The sequence below is a fragment of the Streptomyces sp. NPDC036813 genome (assembly GCF_055609245.1).
Genome location: NZ_JBVJPV010000007.1, coordinates 242,656 through 260,188, shown reverse-complemented (window position 1 = coordinate 260,188; position 17,533 = coordinate 242,656). Strand labels below are relative to the sequence as shown.

General features: G+C 71.8%; 16 protein-coding genes. 11 read left to right on the top strand and 5 right to left on the bottom strand.

Going from position 1 to position 17,533, the window contains the following annotated elements:
- Positions 1-231: 231 nt before the first annotated feature.
- Together ACZ67Q_RS17290 and ACZ67Q_RS17285 are read right to left on the bottom strand one after the other, a co-directional pair.
- Positions 232-912 (bottom strand): hypothetical protein, encoded by a 681-nt coding sequence (locus ACZ67Q_RS17290; RefSeq protein ID WP_471182462.1) that lies wholly within the window; start codon positions 910-912, stop codon positions 232-234.
- Positions 913-968: 56 nt separating this feature from the next.
- Positions 969-1,643 (bottom strand): bifunctional DNA primase/polymerase, encoded by a 675-nt coding sequence (locus ACZ67Q_RS17285; protein WP_471182460.1) that lies wholly within the window; start codon positions 1,641-1,643, stop codon positions 969-971.
- Positions 1,644-2,272: 629 nt separating this feature from the next.
- Between ACZ67Q_RS17285 and ACZ67Q_RS17280 the strand changes: the two genes are divergently transcribed.
- A complete protein-coding gene (locus tag ACZ67Q_RS17280; RefSeq protein ID WP_471182457.1) occupies positions 2,273-3,667 on the top strand; it encodes a PP2C family protein-serine/threonine phosphatase in 1,395 nt (464 codons plus the stop codon).
- Positions 3,668-3,776: 109 nt separating this feature from the next.
- Positions 3,777-5,243 (top strand): aminopeptidase P family protein, encoded by a 1,467-nt coding sequence (locus tag ACZ67Q_RS17275; protein ID WP_471182455.1) that lies wholly within the window; start codon positions 3,777-3,779, stop codon positions 5,241-5,243.
- Between the two features lie 37 nt (positions 5,244-5,280).
- On the opposite strand, the gene ACZ67Q_RS17270 is transcribed toward ACZ67Q_RS17275, so the two are convergent.
- Positions 5,281-5,724, bottom strand: a complete 444-nt coding sequence (locus tag ACZ67Q_RS17270; RefSeq protein ID WP_471182452.1) for an ATP-binding protein — start codon at positions 5,722-5,724, stop codon at positions 5,281-5,283.
- Between the two features lie 203 nt (positions 5,725-5,927).
- Between ACZ67Q_RS17270 and ACZ67Q_RS17265 the strand changes: the two genes are divergently transcribed.
- The 9 genes from ACZ67Q_RS17265 to ACZ67Q_RS17225 all read left to right on the top strand — a co-directional run bounded on the left by ACZ67Q_RS17265 (position 5,928) and on the right by ACZ67Q_RS17225 (position 15,683).
- A complete protein-coding gene (locus ACZ67Q_RS17265; protein ID WP_471182450.1) occupies positions 5,928-6,731 on the top strand; it encodes a hypothetical protein in 804 nt (267 codons plus the stop codon).
- A 145-nt stretch (positions 6,732-6,876) separates the two neighbouring features.
- Positions 6,877-7,617: a YcnI family copper-binding membrane protein gene (locus ACZ67Q_RS17260; protein ID WP_471182448.1), complete on the top strand. Its 741-nt coding sequence runs from the start codon at positions 6,877-6,879 to the stop codon at positions 7,615-7,617.
- A gap of 81 nt (positions 7,618-7,698) precedes the next feature.
- Positions 7,699-8,358 (top strand): SCO family protein, encoded by a 660-nt coding sequence (locus ACZ67Q_RS17255; RefSeq protein WP_471182445.1) that lies wholly within the window; start codon positions 7,699-7,701, stop codon positions 8,356-8,358.
- Entirely contained in the window at positions 8,355-8,840 is a 486-nt protein-coding gene (locus ACZ67Q_RS17250) for a copper chaperone PCu(A)C (protein WP_471182443.1), read from the top strand. Before ACZ67Q_RS17255 ends, ACZ67Q_RS17250 begins: the two co-directional genes overlap by 4 nt.
- A 10-nt stretch (positions 8,841-8,850) precedes the next feature.
- Positions 8,851-10,722: a copper resistance CopC/CopD family protein gene (locus ACZ67Q_RS17245; protein WP_471182441.1), complete on the top strand. Its 1,872-nt coding sequence runs from the start codon at positions 8,851-8,853 to the stop codon at positions 10,720-10,722.
- A gap of 7 nt (positions 10,723-10,729) precedes the next feature.
- Positions 10,730-12,055 (top strand): iron uptake transporter deferrochelatase/peroxidase subunit, encoded by a 1,326-nt coding sequence (efeB, locus tag ACZ67Q_RS17240; RefSeq protein ID WP_471182439.1) that lies wholly within the window; start codon positions 10,730-10,732, stop codon positions 12,053-12,055.
- Between the two features lie 115 nt (positions 12,056-12,170).
- The gene (gene pheA, locus ACZ67Q_RS17235) at positions 12,171-13,106 is read left to right on the top strand and encodes a prephenate dehydratase (RefSeq protein ID WP_471182436.1); all 936 of its coding nucleotides are present in this window, start codon (positions 12,171-12,173) and stop codon (positions 13,104-13,106) included.
- Between the two features lie 505 nt (positions 13,107-13,611).
- Positions 13,612-14,889 carry a serine--tRNA ligase gene (gene serS, locus ACZ67Q_RS17230; RefSeq protein WP_471182434.1) on the top strand — a complete coding sequence of 426 codons (1,278 nt, stop codon included), beginning with the start codon at positions 13,612-13,614 and terminating at the stop codon, positions 14,887-14,889.
- Positions 14,886-15,683, top strand: coding sequence for an HAD family hydrolase (locus ACZ67Q_RS17225; protein ID WP_361630400.1), 798 nt, complete (start codon positions 14,886-14,888; stop codon positions 15,681-15,683). The genes serS and ACZ67Q_RS17225 overlap by 4 nt, the downstream gene beginning before the upstream one ends.
- A gap of 173 nt (positions 15,684-15,856) precedes the next feature.
- Here ACZ67Q_RS17225 and ACZ67Q_RS17220 read toward each other — a convergent pair whose 3' ends face one another.
- Together ACZ67Q_RS17220 and ACZ67Q_RS17215 are read right to left on the bottom strand one after the other, a co-directional pair.
- Positions 15,857-16,576, bottom strand: coding sequence for an ABC transporter permease subunit (locus ACZ67Q_RS17220; RefSeq protein ID WP_471182431.1), 720 nt, complete (start codon positions 16,574-16,576; stop codon positions 15,857-15,859).
- A gap of 10 nt (positions 16,577-16,586) precedes the next feature.
- The gene (locus tag ACZ67Q_RS17215) at positions 16,587-17,498 is read right to left on the bottom strand and encodes an ABC transporter ATP-binding protein (RefSeq protein ID WP_471182429.1); all 912 of its coding nucleotides are present in this window, start codon (positions 17,496-17,498) and stop codon (positions 16,587-16,589) included.
- Between the last annotated feature and the right edge of the window lie 35 nt (positions 17,499-17,533).

Here is a 17,533-nt window from a genome sequence, read left to right as displayed (position 1 = left end):
CAGGGGTGACACCCGTCACAGCGTGAGGCGGCGGCAGGGCCTTGCAGATGTCCGATTGGCCCGGTCGCAGCCCGTCGGCGAGTGTCCGAATACCCCAGGGAAACGCGAGATCGAATTTGCTTGGGGCCGATCTCTTGTTACGGTCTGAGTAGCCCGGTTGCTGGTGCATCCCCCGTCGCCAGCAACCGGGTCTTTCCATACGCGACGCCGTGCACCGTCCGGCGTCCCTCCTCAACTCCCCGTTTCCTGCGGCGAGTTGCTCCCGGCTCGCAGCAGCAGCGACCCGCCTCCCCCCGCCCGTGCGAACTCCGCGACCGCCGTGTAGGCGTCCTGGGTGCCGTGGGTCGGCTCCCGGGGCGTCTCACAGGTCCCCGGCTCGTCCTCGGCGCCCACCGGACAGCGCAGTTGCACCGTGCGCCCGCCCGGCCCCATCAGACTCAGCACCGACTCCAGCACCCGGCCGGTGGCGTTGCGGTAGTAGGTGCGCGCCCAGGTCTGCGCACCCTGGGTCAGCACGCAGGTCTGGGCCTCGATGCCGTCGGGCGAGGTGACCTCGGGACCGCAGCGGGCGGCGGTGGCCAGGCCCAGGCCCAGCAGCAGCGGGGACCGGGTGGGCGTGGCGGGCGGCGCCTGCCGCTCGGCGGAGGCGGCGCCGCCCCGAGCGGAGGAACCGCCCCGAGCGGAGGAACCGGCAGGGGTGGAGGAGCCGCGAGCGGAAGGGCCCCCGGAAGCGGAGGAGCCCGCACCGCCGGAGGCACCGGCACCGGTCGCTTTCTCGTCGTCGTAGGTGACACCGGCGTACGACGGCGACCGTACGACCGAGTGTTCCGCGCCGCCCGCGGACGCCACGGCCAGCGGCAGGGCGACCGCGCACACCACGACGCCCACCAGGGCTGCAAGGCGGAGGTTCATGAAAGGGACGATAACGACAGCGACCGGGCGCACCGATCCGGTCGCGTCCGACACCCCTACAACTCGGGCGCGCTCACACCCGTACGAGTGAGGGCGTCGACCACCGCGTCCACCACGGCCTCGACGTCGGGCACCCAGGGGGCGGCCGAGCCGGGCAGCGGGGCGCGCTCCCAGCGGACGGGGCCACGGCCGGTCTCGGAGGGCGGCAGGGCGATGTAGCCGCCCTCGCCGTGGAAGCGCAGCGAGCCGGGCACGAAGTCCTTGGCGTACAGCAGCTCGCCCAACTGCTCCATGGAGTAGGGACGGACGAGGATCGACCAGCGGGTGTCCGAGGCGACCACCGGTCCGAGGCGCATGCCCTCGCGGTCGAGTGCGGCGAGCGCCCGGGCGGCCGGCAGGGCGGGCAGGCTCACCGCGCAGGGCGCGCTGCCGCCGGTGGCGAGGATGATCGGCGCGGTCGGCCGGTTCGTCCACCACCAGCGCACCATGCGCTCGTCGGTGGTGGCGGCGAGCAGGCCGGGGTCGAAGGGGTGCGCGCCGGGCACCGTGCACTCCGCGTCGGGGCAGGCGCAGCGCGAACGCCCCTCGGGATCGGCCGCCACACCGGGCAGCACGGGCCACCCCCACTGGGTGGCGAATGTCAGGGCCGCGCCGATCAACTCAGACCCCCCGCCCTTCCGCCGGGACAGACGGGACAGGAGCCTGCGTCGCCTTCCGGGGATCTCGCGCATGAGCGCTCGTTCCTTTCCGTTGCACGCCTGGCAACACCGAGGACCATGTCACACCATGTGTCGATCTCTGCACTGTGCGTACCTGCTGGCGCATCACACCCCGGCCTGACGCGCGGGGAACCCCTCTGGGCCGAGCTTCGGCGGCTTTCGTGCGGCCGCTGACGTCCATACCGCGTTCAGCACAAGCATGGGCGTGGCGTGGGGTGGCGAAGTATGGCGTTTGCCGTCTCGCGTTGTTCGCTTCGCCTCCGCCACGGGAGGATGGGGCTGGGTCGTCGGTGGCTAAGACGCCCGGTCCGGACACCAGGTTCCGGGTGGCCCCCACCACCCCGGCCCATACCGAGTACGTACCCATCACGACCGCTGTGACGCTCCGTGGAGCAAGCCCAGTCGACCGCAATCAACCGATACCTGAGGCAGTTTTCAGCCAACTTCGCTATTACGCAAGGGGTTACCGACGGGAGCCCCGCAAAGCCCGTGAACACCACGGACACCAGGAATCCCAGCAGGACAATGCTGGACATCCCCTCACGAGTGCGTGTACATGTGGAGACACTGCTAGCGGCGCAGAAGACATGGGGGTTTGCGATGCTTTTCAGCAGTACGCACCGGTCGGAAAGCCGGTTGCCATGAACGCCCCTCATCCTCAGAAAGTGGCTGGAATCGATGCAGCGGTTCCGGCCCCCGCGCACACTGCCGCGCCCACGCCCGCCACGGCGGGCACCGCCCCTGTACCGCCGCCGCACGCCCCGGGCGCCCTGCTCCAGGACCGGCTCGCCGGATGGGTCTCCGATCTGACGACCCTGCACGAACTCACCGAGCGCCTGGCCCGCACGACCTCCCTGAACGACGCCCTCGAGGAACTGCTGCGGGCCGGAGCCGCCCTGGTCGGCGCCCGGCGCGGACTGGTCGTCCTCGAACCCGCCGACCAGCAGGGCCCCGACACCACCATCGGTCTGGGGCTCGGACGCGCCGATCTCGGCCACATCGAGACCGTGCCGCGCAGCGCCACCTCCTTCGGCCGCATCCTCGACGGACTGCCCGGCGGGGACCACGAGATCACCGAGCCGGACCTGTTCGCCGGGGACGGCCTCGACCCCCGCCACCGCGAGGTCGCCGCCCGCCTCGGATACGCCGCCAGCTACGCCCTGCCCCTGTCCGCCGAGGCCGGCGGCCGCCTCGGCGCCGCCGTCTGGCTGTACGACGAGCCGGCCGAACCGGTCGAGCGCCGGCGCCATCTGATCGGCCTGTACGCCCGCTGCGCCGCCGAACACCTCGCCCGGCTGCTGGAGGTGGAGCGCACGCGCGCGTGCATGGCGACCATCGCCGAGGAACTGCTGCCGTCCCGGCTCCCCCGTGTCGCCGGTGTCCAGCTCGCCGCCCGGCACCGCACCGGGCCGCGCGGCGGCGGCGACTGGTACGACGCGCTGCCGCTGCCGGACGCCGCCCTCGGCCTCGCGGTCGGCGCGGTCACCGGCTCCGGGCCGAGCGCCGTCGCCGCGATGGGCCGGCTGCGGGCGTCCCTGCGGGCGTACGCCGTGATGGAGGGCGAGGACCCCGTCGCCGTCCTGTCCGACCTGGAGCTGCTGCTGCGGCTCACCGAGCCCGCCCGCTCGGCCACGGCCCTGTTCGCGTACTGCGAGCCCGCCCTGCGCAAGATCACGCTCGCCGGGGCCGGGCACTGCCCGCCGCTGCTCGTCGGCCAGCGGCGCACCGAGTTCGTCGAGACGTCCGTCTCCGCGCCGCTCGGCATGCTCGCCTGCTGGGAGGCGCCCAGCGTGGAGCTGCAGGCCGAGCCCGGCGAGACGGTGCTGCTCTACACCGACGGCCTGCTGCACCGTACCGGCGACCCGGTCGACCGTGCCTTCGCCCGGCTGCACGCGGCCGCCGCCGGGGTTCCCCGCTCGCTGCGGCACGATCCGGACGCGCTCGTGGACCACGTGCTGCGCACGGTCCTGCCGGACGGGCTGGACGCGGCCGATTCGGAGGAGGACGTCGTCCTGCTGGCGGCGCGGTTCGAGTAACCGCCCCGGGGCAGGCCGGCAGGTCACCTCGTGTAATGGGTCATAGCGCCCTGGGCCCCCTTCCGTACGACCGTACGATGGAGGCGGTCCAGTGCCGTACCCAAGGAGGATGACCGTGGCGGAGGAGCTTCCGGAGACCCCGGAGACCCCGGAGAGCGACGAGCCGATCAAGCAGCGGAAGAACGGCCTCTACCCGGGCGTCTCCGACGAGCTTGCCGAGAACATGAAGTCCGGCTGGGCCGACACCGAGCTGCGCGACCTGCAGCCGATCGCCCAGGCCGCCGAGACCGCCGCGCGCCGCGCGAAGCTGTCCGCCCGTTTCCCCGGCGAGCGCCTCGTCGTCCCCGCGGGCAACCTGAAGGTCCGCTCCAACGACACGGACTACCCCTTCCGGGCGTCCGTCGAGTACGCCTACCTCACCGGCAACCAGACCGAGGACGGCGTCCTGGTCCTGGAACCGCGCGGTGAGGGCCACGAGGCGACGCTCTACCTGCTGCCGCGCTCCGACCGCGAGAACGGCGAGTTCTGGCTCTCCGGCCAGGGTGAGCTGTGGGTCGGGCGCCGCCACTCCCTGACCGAGTCCGAGGAGCTGTACGGCATCCCGGTCGCCGACGTCCGCGAGCTGGCCGACGCGCTGCGCGAGGCCACCGGCCCGGTCCGCGTCGTCCGCGGCCACGACGCCGGCATCGAGGAGGCGCTGACCGACAAGGTCACCGCCGAGCGCGACGAGGAACTGCGCGTCTTCCTCTCGGAGGCCCGGCTGGTCAAGGACGACTTCGAGGTCGGCGAGCTGCAGAAGGCCGTCGACTCGACGGTCCGCGGCTTCGAGGACGTCGTCAAGGTCCTCGACAAGGCCGAGGCCACCAGTGAGCGCTACATCGAGGGCACGTTCTTCCTGCGCGCCCGCGTCGAGGGCAACGACGTCGGCTACGGCACCATCGCCGCGGCCGGCCCGCACGCCTGCACCCTGCACTGGGTGCGCAACGACGGCCCGGTCCGCTCCGGTGACCTGCTCCTGCTGGACGCCGGCGTCGAGACGCACACCTACTACACCGCCGACGTCACGCGCACGCTGCCGGTCGGCGGCCGCTTCTCGGAGCTGCAGAAGAAGATCTACGACGCCGTGTACGAGGCCCAGGAGGCCGGCATCGCGGCGGTCAAGCCGGGCGCCAAGTTCCGCGACTTCCACGACGCCGCGCAGCGCGTGCTCACCGAGAAGCTCGTCGAGTGGGGGCTGGTGGAGGGCCCGGTGGAGCGGGTGCTGGAGCTCGGCCTGCAGCGCCGCTGGACGCTGCACGGCACCGGTCACATGCTCGGCATGGACGTGCACGACTGTGCCGCCGCCCGCACCGAGACCTACGTCGACGGCACGCTGGAGCCGGGCATGGTCCTCACCGTCGAGCCGGGGCTGTACTTCCAGGCCGACGACCTGACGGTGCCCGAGGAGTACCGCGGCATCGGTGTCCGCATCGAGGACGACATCCTGGTCACCGAGGACGGCAACCGGAACCTGTCCGCCGCGCTGCCGCGCCGCTCGGACGAGGTGGAGTCCTGGATGGCTCGGCTCAAGGGCTGACGCACCGGGCGTTCTCGCCAAGGGCGCGCCGCCGGGGTCAGACGGCCACCAGCGGCGCGTCCTCGCGCCATTTCAGGATCTTGTCGAAGCTCACCACCGCGCCGCCGCGTCCGGGCTTGTTGCCGACGTGGACGTGGTCGGCGAGTTCGCGGATGAGGAACAGGCCCCGGCCGTGCTCGGCGTCGTCGTGCGCGGGGCGGGGCGGGCCGGCGGTGAAGCCCGGGCCGGCGTCGGCGACCTCGATGCGGCACATCTCCCCGTCGAGGTAGGCGGTGACGCGGTAGGCCTCCGCGCAGTCGCCGGGGCCCCGGTGCCCGCCGTGCTCGACGGCGTTGGCGCAGGCCTCGCTCAGGGCGACGGACAGGTCGTAGGAGATGTCGGGGTCGACGCCCGCCGTCTCCATCGTGCCGAGCAGCAGGCGGCGGGCCAGGGGGACGCTCGCAGCTTCGCGCCGCAAATGGAGTGACCACCAGATGCTCATGCTCCAGCCTCCTGGCCGCGGCTCGACATACCGATACGTATTGCCGCCCGCGCCGGGATGTAAGCCAGGAATTGACGTGATGCCGCCCATATGGGGGATGCGCGGACGCCGGCAATCGGTGTATGTGGGGCCCGAGTGCGCATTCGGCATCTTGCGGACCTGCCGTATGGCGGCGGTAGGAGCAGTGCGATGATGGGCCCGCCATGACTGCCCTCCACCCGCGCTCAGTGCGCGCCGGACGCGACGTCCGGCTTCTGCGGGCCGCGGTGTTCGCCGCGGTCTGCGTCGTGCTGGCCGCCGGTGGGCACGCGCTCGCGTCCTGCGCCACGGTCCCGCTGTGGACGCTGGGCGCGGGTTTCCTCGGGGTGTTCCTCGTCGCCGCGCCACTGGCCGGCCGGCAGCGTTCCCTGTGGGGGATCGCCGCGCTGCTCGGGGCCGGACAGACCGTGCTGCACACGCTGTTCGGGCTGGGCCAGCACGCGGCCGGGACCACCTCGGGGGCGGCCTCGGACGCCTCGGTGGTGGCGCAGGCCGCGCGGCTGGTGTGCGGGGCCGGGGCGGCTCCGCTCAGCCCCGTCCAGGCCCAGCGGATCCTCGCGACCGCGCGCGTCCAGGGCACCCCGGCCCATCATCCGGCCGATGCCCTGTCCACGGCCGCGGGCTCCCCCGCCGCCCTGCTGCCGTCGCTGCCGATGCTGCTCGGGCACGTCCTCGCGGCGCTCGCCGCGGGCTGGCTGCTGCGCCGCGGCGACACCGCCCTGCTGCGGATCATGGAACTGGCCGCGCTGTCGGCGCACGAGGTCGCGGAAGGGGCGCTCATCCGGTCCCTGCGCGCGGCGCTCGCGCTGGTGCGCGCCCTGCTCGCCGGACTGCCGACGGCGCCCGCCAAGGGCCCGCGCCCGGTGCGCACCGCGCTGTTCGCGCCGCCCGCCCCGCACACCACCGCACTCCAGCACACGGTGATCCGGCGGGGCCCGCCCGCCGCCGCACTCACCCTCGCCGCCTAGCGCGACGCGACCGCCACTCCACGAGAGAACGAGAGGCCGGCGCCGTCGTGCGGCGCAGCACGCACGCGTGCGCGTGCGTATCCCTCTTCCTCACCGGTCGGTTCTTCGATCCGCCGGACTCACTCGAAGTGGAGTGCACCCTTCCATGAAGGTTTCCCGTGCAGCCGTCCCCGTCGTTCTCGCCGTGGCCGGTCTGACCGCCCTGTCGACGCCCGCCTTCGCGCACGTCTCCGTGCAGCCCGAGGGCGCCGCCGCCAAGGGCGGTTACGCCGTCGTCGACTTCAAGGTGCCCAACGAGCGCGACAACGCCTCGACCACCAAGGTCGAGGTCAGCCTGCCCGCCGACCACCCGCTGGCCTCCGTGGCGCCGCAGGCGATCCCGGGCTGGAAGATCGACGTCACCAAGGCGAAGCTGGCCAAGCCGCTCACGATGCACGGCGAGAAGATCACCGAGGCGGTCTCCAAGGTCACCTGGACCGCCGAGGGCGAGGGCATCAAGCCGGGCTACTTCCAGAAGTTCCCGCTCTCCGTCGGCCAATTGCCCGAGGACGCCGACAAGCTCGTCTTCAAGGCGATCCAGACGTACTCCAACAAGGAAGTCGTGCGCTGGATCGAGGTTCCGCAGGACGGCCAGGCCGAGCCCGAGAACCCCGCCCCGGTGCTGAAGCTCACCGCCGCAGCGGACGACGAGCACGGCACGTCCGGTGCATCCAACGCCTCCGACGACAGTGCCGCGGGCGCCGAGAAGACCGCCGCCGGGACCAAGGCGTCCGGCGGCTCCGGCACCGACACCACCGCCCGCGTGCTCGGCATCGTGGGCATCGTCGTCGGCGCGGCGGGTGTGGCGTACGGCGTGTTCGCCGGCCGCCGGCGCACCACCGCCTGACCTCCGCCCGTCCGTGGCGCGCGCGGGAGCCGCATCCGTGGCCCCCGCGCGCCCGGTGACCGACCTCTGGGATCCCTCTCCATGCGCACCAAGACCTTCGCGGCGGCCGCCCTCCTCGCCGCCGCCGCACTGACCCTGACCGCCTGCGGCGGCGGTGACGGCAGCGACAGCTCCAGCCCCGTCTCCGTCGTCTCCGAGGAGTCCGGCTCGGGCAAGGCGGGCACCGTCCTCGACCAGCCCTTCGAGAAGCCGGACCTGGTCCTGACCGACACCCACGGCAAGATGTACGACCTCCGCAAGGAGACCGCGGGCCGGCCGACGCTGATCTACTTCGGCTACACGCACTGCCCGGACGTGTGCCCGCTGACGATGAGCAACATCGCCGTCGCCAAGAAGCAACTGCCCAAGGCCGAACAGGACAAGCTGCGGGTCGTGTTCGTCACCACCGACCCCGGCCGCGACACCCCGGCCGAGCTGGGCAAGTGGCTGAACGGCATCGACAGCCAGTTCGTCGGCCTGACCGGGAACTTCGCCACCATCCAGGCGGGCGCCCGCACCCTCGGCATCTCCATCGAGCCGACGACGAAGGACAAGAACGGCAAGCTCGTCTCGGTGCACGGCACCCAGGTCTTCGCCTTCTCCCCGAAGACCGACCGCGGCTACCTCTACTACGGCGAGGACACCACCGTCGACGACTACACCAAGGACCTCCCCAAGATCATCAAGGGGGAGAACCCGTGAGGGCCTGCGCCGCGGCTGCCGCCGCCCTGACCGGCGCCCTGCTCCTGACCGGCTGCGGCTCCTCCGGCTCGGACTCCGCTGCCGGCTCCGGATCGCAGGCCGGGTCCGCGAAGGCCGTGCTGTCCGTCAGCTCCGCCTACATGCCCCAGCCCGTCTCGGACATGGCGGCCGGCTTTCTGACCATCGCCAACGACGGCGGCACGAAGGACGAACTGACCTCCGTCACCAGCGACATAGCCGGCAGCGTCACCGTCCACGAGACGGCGGGCGGAGCGATGCGCGAGGTGGCCGCCCTCCCGGTCCCGGCACACGGCCGGGTCGTGTTCGCCAGCGGCGGCAACCACCTGATGTTCGACCAGCTGAAGCGCAAGCCGAAGCAGGGCGAGAACGTGACCGTCGCACTGCACTTCGCCCACTCCGGCACCGTCGAGGTGCGGATGCCGGTGAAGGCCGCGACGTACACCCCCGCGACCGGACACTGAGGGAGCCACTGTGAGCCCGACCATCGCCCCCCGCGTCCGGACCCTCGTGCTGCTGTTCGTGGCCGCGCTCGGCGCGCTGCTCGCCGGTGCCGCGCCGGCCTCCGCGCACGCCGCGCTGACCGGCAGCGACCCCCAGCAGGGGGCGGTGGTCAAGCAGGCACCCGCCCGGGTCTCCCTGACCTTCTCCGAGAAGGTCGCCCTGAACGACGACGCGCTGCGCGTCCTCGACCCCAAGGGCAAGCGCGTCGACGACGGCAAGCCGTCCGAGGTCAGCGGCACCACGTACGCCGTGGCCCTGCACAGCGGGCTGCCCGACGGCACGTACACCGTCACCTACCAGGTCGTCTCGGCGGACAGCCATCCCGTCTCCGGCGCCTACACCTTCTCCATCGGCGCCCCCTCCAAGACCTCAGTCTCCCTCGGCGGGCAGGGGGCCGGGGGCGGTGTCGTCGGCGGGCTGTACGGGCTCGGCCGGTATGTGTCGTACGCCGGTTTCATCGTGATGACCGGCGGTGCCGCGTTCGTGCTGGCCTGCTGGCGGCGCGGCACGGGGGTGCGGGCCGTGCAGCGGCTCGTGGTGGCCGGCTGGGTCGCCCTGACCGCGGCCACCCTGGCGCTGCTGCTCCTGCGCGGCGCCTACACCACCTCAGGCAAGGCGGCCGACATCGTCGACCTGGACCTGCTCGGCCAGGTCCTGCAGACCAAGTCCGGAGCGGCGCTGGTCTCCCGGCTGCTGCTGCTCGCCGCGGCGGCGCTGTTCATCGCGGTCCTCTTCGGCGCGTACGACAAACGCGACGAGGAGGAGAAGCGCGACCTGACCTTCGGACTGGCGATCGGCGGCACCGTCGTCGCCGCCGGTCTCGCGGCGAGCTGGGCGATGGCCGAACACGCCTCCGTGGGACTCCAGGCGGGTCTCGCGATGCCGGTCGACGTCGTCCACCTGCTCGCCGTCGCCGCCTGGCTCGGCGGGCTGACCACGCTGCTCGTCGCCCTGTACTTCGCGCCGGCCGACACCCCGGTCGAGGCAGCCGCAGTGCGCCGTTTCTCCGCCGTCGCCTTCGGCAGCGTCCTCGCCCTCGTCGCCACCGGCGTCTACCAGTCCTGGCGCCAGCTCGGCTCCTGGTCCGCCTTCACCGACACCCGCTACGGACAGCTGCTGCTCGTCAAGATCGGGCTGGTGGCGGTGCTCGTCGGCCTCGCGTCGATCTCCCGGCGGTGGACGGGCCGGCTGAGCGACCCGGTCGTCAAGCAGACCAAGAAGAAGGAACGCGTCACCGCTCCCGCCGCCGACTCCCCGCGCGCCGCGCAGCTCGCCCGGCAGCAGGCCGCCATGGAGGCCGCCCGCCGCAAGCAGCAGCGCGACGCCGATCCGGACCGGTTCGGGCTGCGCCGCTCCGTCCTCGCCGAGGCCGCCGTCGCCGTGGTCCTGCTCGCGGTGACCACCGTGCTCACCTCCACCGAGCCGGGCCGCACGGAAGAGGCCGCCAAGGCGGCCACCTCGTCCTCGGCGTCCTCGGCGGCGTCCTCCGTCGCCGGGTCGGGCGCCGTCACCCTGGACATCCCGTTCGACACCGGCGGCAAGGACGGCAAGGGCGTCGTCAGCATCGACCTCGACCCCGCCCGCGTCGGCGCCAACGAGATGCACGTCTACGTCACGCGCCCCGACGGCCGGGCGTACGACGTGCCCGAGCTGAAGATCGCCTTCACGCTCACCGCCAAGGACATCGGGCCGCTGCCCGTCGTCCCGGACCACATCACCACCGGACACTGGTCGGCGGACGGGGTGCAGCTCCCCATGGCCGGCGACTGGAAGGTCGCCGTGACCGTGCGGACCTCCGACATCGACCAGGTGACCGTCTCCAAGAACGCGCAGATCGGCTGAGTGCACCATGCCCGACCAGTCCCCCTCGCCGGCCCGGCCCACCAAGGGCGCCACGAGTTCCACGGAACGTGCCGCGGGTTCCGAGCGTGCCGCGGTCTCCGCGCCAGGCGCCCCGGCGCCCCAGGGCGTCTCGCGCCGCCGGCTGCTCGGCACCGCCGGTGCCACCGGGCTCGTCCTCGGCGCGGCCGGTGCGGCGGCGGGTTACGCGGCCGCGCCCGCACAGGCCACGCCGCTCACCTCGCTCGGGACCGGCCGCGCGATGTTTCACGGGAAACATCAGCCCGGCATCACCGACGGCCTCCAGGCCCGCGGCCACCTCGCCGCGTTCGATCTCGTCCCGGGCGCGGGCCGCAAGGAGGCGGCAGCGCTGCTGCGCCGCTGGTCGGCGACGGCGGAGCGGCTCATGGCGGGCGAGCCCGCGGCCCACGACGACACCGGCGTGGCCCGGGACGCCGGACCGTCCTCGCTGACGGTCACCTTCGGCTTCGGGCACAGCTTCTTCGGGAAGACCGGGCTGGACAAGCAGCGGCCCGTCGCGCTGGACCCGCTGCCCGCCTTCTCCTCCGACCAGCTCGACAAGGCCCGCAGCGACGGCGACCTGTGGGTGCAGATCGGGGCCGACGACGCCCTGGTCGCCTTCCACGCACTGCGTGCCATCCAGAAGGACGCGGGCTCGGCCGCCCGGCTGCGCTGGCAGATGAACGGCTTCAACCGCACGCCGGGCGCCACCGCCCGCCCCATGACGGCCCGCAACCTCATGGGCCAGGTCGACGGGACCCGCAACCCCAAGCCGGCGGACCCCGACTTCGACCGGCGGATCTTCGTGCCGGCCGGTGGCGAGCCCGCCTGGATGGCGAACGGCTCCTATGCCGTCGTACGCCGTATCCGCATGCTCCTCGACGACTGGGAGAAGCTGCCGGTGCGCGACCAGGAGGCGGTGATCGGGCGGCGCAAGTCCGACGGGGCTCCGCTGTCCGGCGGCACCGAGACCACCGAGATGGACCTGGAGAAGACCGACGCGAACGGCGAGTACGTCGTCGCGGTCAACGCGCACGCCCGCATCACCCGGCCCGACCGCAACGGCGGCGCGGCGATGCTGCGGCGCCCCTTCTCGTACCACGACGGCTTCGACGCCGACGGGGTGCCGGACGCGGGGCTGCTGTTCATCTGCTGGCAGGCCGACCCGTTGCGCGGTTTCGTCCCGGTGCAGCGCAAGCTGGACCGCGGGGACGCGCTGTCGCGGTTCATCCGCCACGAGACCAGCGGACTCTTCGCGGTGCCGGGCGGGGCGGCGAAGGGCGAGTACGTGGGGCAGCGGTTGCTCGAGGGGTGAGGGAATACCGGACGGGATACCGCGGCACAGGCGTTTTCCGGGTTCAAACCACTCGGTCGAGTGGCGTGCGTGAGACGCCTGAGCCGGGGCGTCCTGCGGCCATTAGGGTGAGAGCATGCCAGCGAGCTATGCGTATCTCGGCCCGGAGGGGACCTTCACCGAAGTCGCCCTGCGCACCCTGCCGGAAGCCGCCACCCGGGAGCTGATCCCGTACGTGTCGGTGCAGTCCGCGCTGGACGCGGTGCGGGCCGGTGAGGCCGAGGCGGCGTTCGTGCCGATCGAGAACTCGGTCGAGGGCGGCATCACGACCACCCTGGACGAGCTGGTCGCCGGTGCCCCGCTGATGATCTACCGCGAGGTGCTGCTGTCGATCACCTTCGCGCTGCTGGTCCGGCCGGGCACCAAGCTCTCGGACATCAAGACGGTCTCCGCCCACCCGGCGGCCCAGTCGCAGGTGCGCAACTGGCTGCGGGCGAACCTGCCCGACGCCGACTGGGAGTCGGCCGCCTCGAACGCCGACGCCGCCCGCCTGGTCCAGGAGGGCCGCTACGACGCCGCCTTCGCGGGGGAGTTCGCTGCCGCGCGCTACGGTCTCGAAGCGCTGGAGACCGACATCCACGATTTCCCGGAGACCGCGCAGACGCGGTTCGTGCTGGTCGGACGCCCTGCCCGGCCGGCCGCTCCGACCGGCGCCGACAAGACCTCCGTCGTGCTGTGGCAGCGCGACGACCATCCCGGAGGGCTGCGCGATCTGCTCGGCGAGTTCGCCACCCGGGGCATCAACCTGATGCTGCTCCAGTCCCGGCCGACCGGCGCCGGCATCGGCAACTACTGCTTCTGCATCGACGCCGAGGGGCATATCTCCGACCGGCGGATGGCCGAGGCCCTGATGGGGCTGAAGCGGATCTGTCTGCAGGTGCGTTTCCTCGGCTCGTACCCGCGGGCGGAGGCCGGCCCCGAGGACGTACGGCCGCCGTTGCTCGGGACGTCGGACGACGAGTTCGTCGCGGCGGCGGACTGGGTGGCGCGCTGCCAGGACGGGCGGTTCTGAGGAGCCAGGCCGGTCCTACCTGCATATCTTCGTTATCCACAGAAGTTATCCACAGGTGGGCTTCTCGACCTGGGGACAAGTCGACAGAGAAGCCCCACTCAGTCGACAAATCGGCCTACAGGACCCAAGAGCGCACACAGGTGCACGGGTCACACTTCGTCCACCTGTTTCCTTTGAACAATCCTTTGGAGCGAACACTTTCCACTCGAAAGTGCGGCTAAAAGACCTGTGCGCCGGGAATCCTGAGGTCCGGTTACCGTCACGGAGTGATCAATTCCGAAGTCCACAGATCTTTCTCACACCCTGTGGATAACTTCCCGCGGGTTGTGGATTCCTGTGGACGGGACGGGCCCCAAGTCCCGCCGACCGCAAGCGAATCGAGCCGTCCGACCTCGGGACGGACACACCACGCAATTGACCCATAACACACTGTAAGGAACTATTTCGGCGCGCCCTGCGAATAGTGAGTCGTGAGCCGTCACCCGGCACCGGTAGCCTTGACCGCGTGATTGACCTTCGCCTGCTTCGTGAGGACCCCGACCGTGTGCGCGCCTCTCAGCGCGCCCGTGGAGAGGACGTCGCGCTCGTCGACGCTCTCCTGTCTGCCGACGAGCGGCGCAGGTCCTCCGGCGTCCGCTTCGACGAGCTGCGCAACGAGCAGAAGTCGCTCGGCAAGCTGATCCCCAAGGCCGCTGCCGACGAGAAGGCCGACCTGCTCAAGCGGGCCGAACAGCTCAAGGCCGACGTCAAGGCCGCCGAGGCCGAGCGCGACGCCGCCGACACCGAGACCCAGGAGCTGCTGCTCCGGCTCGGCAACCTCGTCCACCCCGACGTTCCCGTCGGCGGCGAGGAGGACTTCGTCACCCTCGAGACGCACGGCGTGATCCGCGACTTCGGCGCCGAGGGCTTCGAGCCCAAGGACCACCTGGAGCTCGGCCAGCTGCTCGGCGCCATCGACACCGAGCGCGGCGCCAAGGTCTCCGGCTCCCGCTTCTACTTCCTCACCGGCGTCGGCGCCCTGCTGGAGCTGGCCCTGGTGAACGCCGCGCTGGCCCAGGCCACCGCCGCCGGCTTCACGCCGATGCTCACCCCGGCGCTGGTGCGCCCGCAGTCCATGGCCGGCACCGGCTTCCTCGGCCAGGCCGCGCAGGACGTCTACCACCTCGACAAGGACGACCTGTACCTGGTCGGCACGTCCGAGGTGCCGCTGGCGGCGTACCACATGGACGAGATCATCGACGCCGACCAGCTGCCCCTGCGCTACGCCGGCTTCTCGCCGTGCTTCCGCCGCGAGGCCGGCTCGCACGGCAAGGACACCCGCGGCATCTTCCGCGTGCACCAGTTCGACAAGGTCGAGATGTTCTCCTACGTCACCCCCGAGGAGTCGCAGGAGGAGCACAAGCGGCTGCTGGAGTGGGAGAAGCAGTGGCTGACCTCGCTCGAGCTGCCCTTCCGCGTGATCGACGTCGCCTCCGCCGACCTCGGCGCCTCGGCCTCCCGCAAGTTCGACTGCGAGGCGTGGATCCCGACCCAGGGCAAGTACCGCGAGCTGACCTCCACCTCGGACTGCACCGAGTTCCAGTCCCGCCGGCTGTCCATCCGCGTCCGCGAGGACAAGAAGGTCCGCCCGCTGGCCACGCTCAACGGCACGCTGTGCGCGGTACCGCGCACGATCGTGGCGATCCTCGAGAACCACCAGCTGGCCGACGGCTCCGTCCGGGTGCCCGAGGTGCTGCGCCCGTACCTGGGCGGCCGGGAGGTCCTGGAGCCGGTGGCCAAGTGAGTTTCCCCTACGGGCTCGTCGCCACCGACCTCGACGGAACGCTGCTGCGCTCCGACGAGTCGATCTCGCAGCGCACCCGTGACGCGCTCGCCGCGGCCACCGCGGCGGGCGCGGCCCACATCGTCGTCACCGGCCGCGCCGTCCCCTGGACCCGGCACATCCTCGACGACCTCGGCTACCGCGGCCTCGCGGTGTGCGGCCAGGGCGCGCAGGTGTACGACGCCGGGGAGCACCGCCTGCTGACCACGGTCACCCTGGACCGGCAGCTGGCCGGGGTGGCCCTGGCGAAGATCGAGGCGGAGGTCGGGCCGCTGTATCTGGCGGCCAGCCGTGACGGCCTGGACGGCGAGGTGCTGGTCGGCCCGGGTTACGCGCTCACGGGCTCGCTGCCCGCGACGCCGTTCGCGGACGCGTCCGATCTGTGGAGCGCCCCGCTGAACAAGATCTACATCCAGCATCCCGAGCTGTCGGACGACGAGCTGGCCGAGGCGGCCCGGCGTGCCGCGGGCGGCTTCGTCAGCGTCGCCATGGCCGGTGCGGGCATCGTCGAACTGCTGCCGCTCGGCCTGTCGAAGGCGACGGGCCTGTCGCTGGCGGCGCGCCGGCTGAAGCTGAAGGCGGCCGACACGATCGCCTTCGGCGATATGCCGAACGACGTGCCGATGTTCGCCTGGGCGGCGCGGGGTGTGGCCATGGCCAACGCCCACGAAGAGCTCAAGGCGGTCGCCGACGAGGTGACGTCGTCCAACGAGGAGGACGGCATCGCGGCCGTACTGGAACGGCTGCTGCCGTAGCAGGGTTCGCGGTGTCGGGGGTGCGGGTTCCGTCGCCGGGTGCGGGTTCCGTCGCCGGGTGCGGGTGAGTGGGTGGCTGGTCGCGCAGTTTCCCGCGACCGGCCCACCACCACCCGACAACGCGCCGCAACGACAACGGTGCCGACCACCACGGCCCCAAAGGCCGGCTGTGCCTACTCCTCGCCCGCCAGTGTGAGCGCCCGCAGTTTCTGCCCGGCGTACCAGGTGGCCAGCACGGTGACCGCGATCAGCAGTACCGTCGCCGTGGTCAGCCCGACGTCGGAGGTGACCAGGTCACCTCCGGCGACCTTGTGGGCCACGGCCAGGGACCACTGCTGGATGCTGAGCGTGCGGGCACCGGGCACCAGGGAGCCGAACAGCGCCTCCCAGACCAGGGCGTAGACCAGGCCGAAGACCACCGCGTGCCGGGAGACCGTGCCCAGCAGCAGGAACACGGCCGCGTAGGCGATGGAGGAGACCAGCGCGGCCACCGTGTAGGCGACGGCGAGCTGCTGGCCGTTGCCGTTGAGGATCAGGCCCGCGACGAGCGTCGGCACGGCGGAGAAGACCATCGTCACGGCGATCGCGACGATCAGCTTGGTGACGATGATCGTGGGCCGCTTGAGCGGCTTGGACAGCAGGTACACCACCGAGCCGTCGTCGATCTCGGGACCGATCGCGCCGGTGCCGGCGATGACGCCGATGATCGGCACCATCGTGGCGAGCGCGAACCCGCCGAGGACGTCGGACGCGGTCTGGTCGTCGGCGCCGGTGAGGGCGCGCACGGCGACGGAGATCACGATCAGCAGCAGCGGCAGCGCGCCGAGGATGAGGGCCCGGCGACGGCCGAGCAGGGCCCGATAGGTGAGCCGGGCGACAGTGGGGTCGTACATCTTCGGCCTCCTACGCCGCGACCAGGTAAGAGAAGACGGACTCGAGGGACTCGTCGGAGGGCGAGACCGTCAGCAGCCGGATGCCGTTCGCCTTGGCGACGCGCGGCAGCAGGGCGGTGAACCGGGCGAAGTCGACGGCCTGGATGCGCAGCGCGCCCTCGGCGTGGTCGACCTCGATACCGGAGGTGGACGGGTCGGAGATCAGCGCGGCCGCGAGGGCGCGGTCGTCGCTGGAACGCACCAGATAGCGGTGCGGCCGGTCGGTCATCAGGCGGCGGATCTTGCGGAAGTCACCGCTGGCCGCGTGGCGTCCCGCGACGATCACCTCGATGTGCCGGGCGAGCTGCTCGACCTCCTCGAGGATGTGCGAGGAGAACAGCACGGTGCGGCCCTCGTCGCCCATGCGCCTCAGCAGCTCCATCAGCTGCATCCGCTGGCGCGGGTCCATGCCGTTGAACGGCTCGTCCAACAGCAGCAGCGAGGGGTCGTGGACGAGGGCGCTGGCCATCTTCACGCGCTGCCGCATGCCCTTGGAGTACGTGGCGATCCTGCGGTCCTGGGCGTACTCCATCTCGACCGTCGCGAGGGCCCGCTGGGCCTCCTTGTCGCCGAGGCCGTGCAGTTCGGCGTTGGCGACGACGAACTCGCGGCCGGTGAGGAAGTCGTACATCGCCTCACGCTCGGGGACGATGCCGATGTGCCGGTAGATCTGCTCGTTGCGCCACACGGCCTGCCCGTCGAGGGTGACGGTGCCGGTGGAGGGGGCGAGGAAGCCGCCCATCATGTTGATCAGGGTGGACTTCCCGGCGCCGTTGGGGCCGAGCAGGCCGGTGACGCCGGGCCCGATGGTCATGGTGACGTCGTTGACGGCGACCACGTTGCCGAACCAGCGGGAGACGTGGTCGAGAGACAGAGTGCTCATGGGCGCAGCCCATTCCTTGGAAGGGTGGTGGCGGG

Excerpts from the sequence above, each read along its gene's own strand:
- ACZ67Q_RS17290 (WP_471182462.1), bottom strand. The coding sequence starts at position 912 with ATGAACCTCCGCCTTGCAGCCCTGGTGGGCGTCGTGGTGTGCGCGGTC.
- ACZ67Q_RS17285 (WP_471182460.1), bottom strand. The coding sequence starts at position 1,643 with ATGCGCGAGATCCCCGGAAGGCGACGCAGGCTCCTGTCCCGTCTGTCC.
- ACZ67Q_RS17280 (WP_471182457.1), top strand. The coding sequence starts at position 2,273 with ATGAACGCCCCTCATCCTCAGAAAGTGGCTGGAATCGATGCAGCGGTT.
- ACZ67Q_RS17275 (WP_471182455.1), top strand. The coding sequence starts at position 3,777 with ATGACCGTGGCGGAGGAGCTTCCGGAGACCCCGGAGACCCCGGAGAGC.
- ACZ67Q_RS17270 (WP_471182452.1), bottom strand. The coding sequence starts at position 5,724 with ATGAGCATCTGGTGGTCACTCCATTTGCGGCGCGAAGCTGCGAGCGTC.
- ACZ67Q_RS17265 (WP_471182450.1), top strand. The coding sequence starts at position 5,928 with ATGACTGCCCTCCACCCGCGCTCAGTGCGCGCCGGACGCGACGTCCGG.
- ACZ67Q_RS17260 (WP_471182448.1), top strand. The coding sequence starts at position 6,877 with ATGAAGGTTTCCCGTGCAGCCGTCCCCGTCGTTCTCGCCGTGGCCGGT.
- ACZ67Q_RS17255 (WP_471182445.1), top strand. The coding sequence starts at position 7,699 with ATGCGCACCAAGACCTTCGCGGCGGCCGCCCTCCTCGCCGCCGCCGCA.
- efeB (WP_471182439.1), top strand. The coding sequence starts at position 10,730 with ATGCCCGACCAGTCCCCCTCGCCGGCCCGGCCCACCAAGGGCGCCACG.
- pheA (WP_471182436.1), top strand. The coding sequence starts at position 12,171 with ATGCCAGCGAGCTATGCGTATCTCGGCCCGGAGGGGACCTTCACCGAA.
- ACZ67Q_RS17220 (WP_471182431.1), bottom strand. The coding sequence starts at position 16,576 with ATGTACGACCCCACTGTCGCCCGGCTCACCTATCGGGCCCTGCTCGGC.
- ACZ67Q_RS17215 (WP_471182429.1), bottom strand. The coding sequence starts at position 17,498 with ATGAGCACTCTGTCTCTCGACCACGTCTCCCGCTGGTTCGGCAACGTG.